Source organism: Camelimonas sp. FR25, from assembly GCF_059740505.1.
This window is the reverse complement of sequence record NZ_JCAWFG010000119.1, coordinates 1-6,069: the sequence shown is the minus strand read 5'-3', so window position 1 is coordinate 6,069 and position 6,069 is coordinate 1. Positions and strand designations below refer to the sequence as shown.

Annotated in this window: 4 protein-coding genes; 3 read left to right on the top strand and 1 reads right to left on the bottom strand. The window is 63.9% G+C overall.

The window, feature by feature from the left end; translation table 11 throughout:
* Window positions 1-1,113: APC family permease (locus AC6A67_RS17455; protein ID WP_498037835.1), on the top strand; the 1,113-nt coding region annotated here is incomplete at its 5' end.
* 345 nt (window positions 1,114-1,458) lie between these two features.
* Window positions 1,459-1,893, top strand: coding sequence for a hypothetical protein (locus AC6A67_RS17450; protein ID WP_498037834.1), 435 nt, complete (start codon window positions 1,459-1,461; stop codon window positions 1,891-1,893).
* 624 nt (window positions 1,894-2,517) lie between these two features.
* Here the strand turns inward: AC6A67_RS17450 and AC6A67_RS17445 are convergent.
* Entirely contained in the window at window positions 2,518-2,847 is a 330-nt protein-coding gene (locus AC6A67_RS17445) for a hypothetical protein (protein WP_498037833.1), read from the bottom strand.
* A 248-nt stretch (window positions 2,848-3,095) separates the two neighbouring features.
* Between AC6A67_RS17445 and AC6A67_RS17440 the strand changes: the two genes are divergently transcribed.
* Window positions 3,096-5,699 carry a ligase-associated DNA damage response DEXH box helicase gene (locus AC6A67_RS17440; RefSeq protein WP_498037836.1) on the top strand — a complete coding sequence of 868 codons (2,604 nt, stop codon included), beginning with the start codon at window positions 3,096-3,098 and terminating at the stop codon, window positions 5,697-5,699.
* The last annotated feature ends 370 nt before the right edge of the window (window positions 5,700-6,069 follow it).

The window sequence follows — 6,069 nt, the reverse complement described above, 5'->3', positions numbered from 1 at the left end:
GTGTCGCTGGGCGAGGGCATGGCGCTGGTGCTCGCCTCCTGCCTGTTGCTTGAATATGGCGTCGCCATCGCCGCCATCGCCGTCACCTGGGCGCAATATCTCAACCAGTTTGGTGAGCTGGTTGTGGGGCTCAGCCTGCCGTTGGCCCTGTCGGCGGCCCCGTCCCAGGGCGGCGTCGTCAATCTGCCGGCTGTGGCGCTGGTCGCCATGGCGAGCTTCCTTTTGGTGCGCGGCGTCAGGCAGTCGGCCACGGCCAATGCGGTGATGGTGGTGATCAAGGTCGGTGTGCTGGCGGTGTTCGTGCTGGTGGGCGCAACTGCTTTTGATCCTGCCAATCTGACGCCCTTCGCCCCTTATGGCGCGGCTGGCGTCGGCGCCGCCGCCTCGCTGATCTTCTTCGCCTTCATCGGTATTGATTCCATCGCCACCGCTGGCGAGGAGGCGCTCAACCCTCGCCGCACCCTGCCGCTGGCCTTGTTGCTGGCGTTTGCGATCGTCACTACAGTCTATGTGGCGGTGGCGATCGTCGCGGTGGGCGCCCAGCCGCTGGAGGCGTTCGTCGGCCAGAACGCCGGGCTGGCGGTGATCCTGCAGCAGGTCTCCGGCGCGCGCTGGCCGTCGTTCCTGCTGTCCGCAGGGGCAATTGTCTCGATTTTCAGCATTGCGCTGGTGCTGATCTATAGTCAGACCCGCGTTCTGTTCGCCGTGAGCCGCGACGGGCTGCTGCCGCCGCTGTTCAGCAGGGTTGAGCCCGGGAGCGGCGCGCCGGTGTTCAACACCCTGGTGGTGGCGTCGGTAGCCACCATCATGGCTGGCTTCATGCCTTTGGGGCTGCTGGCGGATATGGTGTCGGTGGGCACGCTGGGGGCGTTCATTCTGGTGGCGGTCAGCGTCATCGCCCTGCGCCAACGCCAGCCCGAACTGCCCCGGCCCTTCCGCCTGCCTTTATTCCCGCTGACGCCGCTGCTCAGCATCGCCCTGTGCGCCTATCTGGTGCTGGGTCTCGCCAGACAGACGCTGGTGATGTTCGCACTGTGGCTGTTGGCGGTGGCGGCGTTCTATTTCCTCTATAGCGGCAGGCGCTCGCGGCTGGGTCGCCAGCCAAACCAGTGACGCCAGACAGACCTTGTGTGGCTACGTACTCTCGTCAGATAGAGGCCGCACTGGGTCGAACTCAGGACCTGCCTGCCGGTGATGAGCGCCCGGCGCATGAAGCGAACGGAGGCTCGCCGAGTGACATGCAGTGGTAGATATGTGTCTAGGATTGCATTCAGGGCAGGTAAGCAAGTCGTATACAGTGCTAATTGGCGTGATGATGTTTCCAAATAGAATGTATTCGCAATCGTAAAAAATGAATTAAGCCTGAAAATGTTCTCTTTCAGCTTTTCCGCAATTATGTTTTTATTTATCGTTGCCTGAATATTTATGTGGGCGAGCTTGAGTGAAAGGGGGGGTGCTATGAAAATGTTGGTTTTGGCTTTTCTGGTTTCTGGAATGCTCCCGACGGTTGTTTTCTCGCAAGGGCTGACAGTCCCGATCGATGTTACTATCGACACTGGTTCTCATACCTGTGCCAGAGTCGGGCAAGAGGTGAAGGTCTATAAGACAATATCTGCTGGCGAAGGAAGGTATTTTTTTAACCAAATGCTTGCAGAAGTGTCCCGTTTTGGGGCGGGTACCTGTGAGTACAATTCAGATGGGGCGGGTTTGGCTTATGAAACCAAGGAATTTTGTCTGACGGACGCTCATAATCAGAAGGAATGTACGCAGCGTCCCGTCAAAGTTATTGTGCGTGCGTTCGCCGACTGCACGAACAATGCATTTCGCCTTACGTCCAGAATTGGCACGGAATGCAGATTTGTAGCGACCTCCAAGCGAGGTGAGTTGAAGTAACACGCGACATTTGCGCCCTATAGCGCATTCGCTATGCCATTTCAGGCCGCGCACGTCACCCTCGCGGCTGTGGCGGCGTCGATGTATCATAACACCTTTAGTTCCTGGTCGGCATTTGTCGATACAGGAAGCTCATCGACCTTGAGAATGCTAAAGCAAGTGAAACTCGCGTTGAAGTATTCGCAGCAGGTGGTGAGCCGCCAGCCTTGTTGCCGCCGAACGGACTCAGCCTTCACTCCGAACCGCTGACTCGCCCCCGGTTTGAATGGCGCCCTCATAAACGCGAGTTGGTCCCCGTGGCCGGGGGCTTTTGACAAGGCTAAAGTGGCTGTGGGCCGGCGACCGGGGATAACGTCGCCTCGTTGGCGAAGGTCCGGCCTGTCTCTGATGCGTCACGCACATAGAGAGAGGTAAAGGCGCAGTGTCTGATGCCCAGACGGACACGCCGAAAGAAAAAGCCCGGAAAAGGCGGGGAGCCTTTCCCGGGAAGGGGAGGGGGATTGGGGCGCGGTCAGTGTCAGGTCGCGAAGATGCTGACGCAACCGCGACCTGAAATGCCTGGTCGCCGCACGGGCATGACCTGCGCCCGATGGGTCATGCTCATCGACTGCCGGTATAACAGCGTCAGTCGCAGACGCGGGCGATGCGATAGCGGATCAGATTGCCCCAGCGATCGACGATCGGCTGACGTACGTCGTAGCAGACTGGCTGAGCGACGAGGGCTCCGGCGGCCAGGGCGCCCAGCGCCAGACCACCCACCACCCCTGCGGCGCCATAGCCATAGCTGTGACGATGCCGGTAGAAATGGCCGTGGTGCGGATGGTGATGGCGGTAGCCATGACCATGGCCGGGGCCGGCGTTGGCCGGCGCGGCGAGGGTGAGCATGCCGCCGCCCAGGGTGATGGCGGCGAGAGCGGCGAGAGTGGCCTTACGGGCGGTGGCGAGGACGTTCATGGCTTTCCTCCATCTGCTCTGCGGCGCCTTGGGATGGGTTGTCGGCGCCTCCATGCCTGTAAGTCGCAGCCAGATGCGCCAGGGTTCACGCCCACCGCAAAAAAATTGCATGTCTGTGTGAGGCGCGTCAGAAGCGCTTCGGCGCGAATTGACTTGACGGGCGCAAGGGCCGGTCAGACCCTGAGCCGGTGACGCGCCACGACAAGCCGCCTGCCGCCGGGCGGAGCTATCTCATCGCCGCAGACGAGTTGCTGGCCGACCCCGCGCCGGGCAGGCGGGCTGCGTCGCAGGCGGCTGACATCAAACTGCCTGACGCGTTCGAGCGCTGGTTTAGCCAACGCGGCTGGCGGCCGCGCCGGCACCAGTTGTTGCTGTTGCAGCTGGCGCAGCAGGGCCGCTCTGCGCTGCTGGCCGCGCCCACAGGCGCCGGCAAGACCCTTGCCGGCTTTTTGCCAACGCTGGTGGAGCTGGCGGCGGGCGAGGACGCCGCCGTCGGGCGGGGGCGCAAGCGACGGCTGCACACCCTCTACATTTCACCGCTCAAGGCGCTGGCCGTCGATGTGGCCCGCAATCTCGAGGCGCCGGTGGCTGGCATCGGCCTCACTATCCGGGTGGAGACCCGCACGGGCGATACGCCGGCCCACAAACGGGCGCGTCAGATGCGGGCCCCGCCAGATGTGCTGATGACCACGCCGGAGCAGCTGGCCCTGATGCTGGCGCACCCGGACGCCAGCGAGGTGTTTGGCGGCGTGCGCCGCGTGGTGCTTGATGAATTGCACGCGCTGGTCACGTCCAAGCGCGGCGATCTGCTGGCGCTGGATCTCGCCCGCCTGCGACGGCTGGCGCCGGGCGTCGCCATGACCGGCCTGTCAGCCACGGTTCGCCAGCCAGAGGCGCTGGCGCTGTATCTGTCGGGGGTTGGCGCAACGGCGGGGGAGGTTGACATCATCCGTGTCGTCGGCGGCGCCGCGCCGGAGATCGCCATCCTGTCAGGCCGCCGCAACCTGCCGATCGCGGGCCACACCACCCGCTGGGCCATGCCAGAGGTTTATGAGGCGATCCGCAGCCACCGACTGACGCTGGTGTTCGTCAACACGCGGCTGCAGGCGGAGTTCACCTTTCAGGAATTGTGGCGTCTCAATGAGGATGCCCTGCCGATCGCCCTGCACCATGGCTCCCTCGACGCGGCGCGGCGGCGCAAGGTCGAGGCGGCGATGACGGAAGGACGGCTGAAAGCGGTGGTGTGCACCGCCACGCTTGATCTGGGCATCGACTGGGGTGACGTCGATCTGGTCATCAATCTCGGCGCTCCCAAGGGCGCCAGCCGGTTGATGCAGCGCATCGGCCGCGCCAATCACCGGCTGGATGAGCCTTCGAAAGCCTGGCTCGTGCCGTCCAACCGCTTTGAGGCGCTGGAATGCGAGGCGGCGCTGGAGCTGGTGGAGGAAGCGGCCCAGGACACGCCCGATCCCCGTGAGGGCGCGCTGGATGTGCTGGCCCAGCACGTGCTCGGCATGGCGGTGGCTGGTCCGTTCACCGCGGATGATCTTTATAGCGAGGTCATCTCGGCGGCGCCCTATGCCAGCCTTGAACGCTCCGATTTTGACGATGTGCTCGCTTTTGTGGCGACCGGCGGCTACGCCCTGCGCAACTATGAGCAGTTCGCCCGCATTCGCCAGGATCAGCAGGGGTGCTGGCGCATCGCCACCCCGGCGGCGGCGCAGCGCTACCGGCTCAATGTCGGGACCATCGTCGAGGCGGCGAAGGTGCGGGTTCGCCTGTCGCGCAGTCGCCGCACGCGTCCCGATGGCCGCCCGGCCGGCGGCCCGCTAGCTGGCCGCGCCCCTGGCGGGCGCATTCTGGGCGAGGTCGAGGAAGATTTCATCGAGCAGCTGACGCCCGGCGACACCTTTATCTTTGCCGGCGAAGTATTGCGCTTTGAAGGGCTCTCTGCCGATGAGGCGCAGGTGACAAGGGCCACGGGCAAGGATCCGAAAATCCCCGCCTGGTCGGGCGGGCGGTTTCCTTTGTCCACTTTTCTTGCGGCGCGGGTGCGCGGCCTGCTGGGCGATCCGGACCAATGGCATGTGCTGCCGGACGAGGTGCAGGCGCTGCTCGACTGGCAGCGCCAGCATTCCGCCCTGCCACAGCCGGATCAGTTGCTGGTGGAAACCTTCCCGCGCGCTGGCCGGCACTATCTGACGCTCTGGCCATTTGAAGGACGGCTGGCCCATCAGACCCTTGGCGTGTTGCTGACCCGCCGGCTGGAGCGGGCGCGGCTGCGGCCGCTCGGCTATGTCGCCAATGATTATGGCCTCGCCATCTGGGCGGCGGGCGACATCGCCGCGGCGCTGGCCGGGGGCGCCGCCGCGCCGCGCAGCCCGCGCCTGTCGCTGGATACGCTGCTCAATGAGGACATTCTGGGGGATGATCTGGAGGAGTGGCTGGAGGAAACGGCGCTGATGAAGCGGGCGTTCCGCCATTGCGCGGTGATTGCGGGTCTGATCGAGCGCCGCCAGCCCGGCGCGGCGCGCAAGACCGGTCGGCAGGTGATGTTCTCGACCGATCTGGTCTTCGACGTGCTGCGGCGTCATCAGCCCGATCATGTGCTGCTGCGCGCCGCACGCCAGGAAGCCGCCGCCGGCCTGCTCGACCTGCAGCGCCTTGGCGCCATGCTGGCCCGCATCCGCGGCCATCTGCTCTGGCGCCCTCTACAACGGGTCTCCCCCCTCGCCGTCGCCCTTGTGCTCGAAATCGGCCGCGAAGCCGCCCCCGACGACCCCGACGCCCTGCTGGCCGAAGCCGAAGACGCGCTGCTGCAGGAGGCGCTGGCGGGTGGAGGTCTGGTTTGATGCCGAATGACTGAGAAGTGTGAGGATGATGACAATATCTATCCCCTGGCGCGCAGATACGGCCTGACGGCTACGCGACAGTATGACCCGCAGCGGGATGGTGGGTGAGCCAACGAGACATGTTCGCACACGCCCCCGCGCAGCGTCGGCTAATCTGCGTCAACGTTATGCGGCTATCACGGCCGTCCACACACTTGCTCAGGATTCAATTGCACATCGAGGCGACGGCGCCAATGTGAATCCCAATTTCTGGCGCATTGGCCGTTCTCTAACCAAAAGAAATGGAAAGGTCATCCGTATCACAATACACGGCGACCGCTTTTGAGAAGCGCTATAGAAAATGGTGCAAGATTGTTGTTGCGTGAAGAAA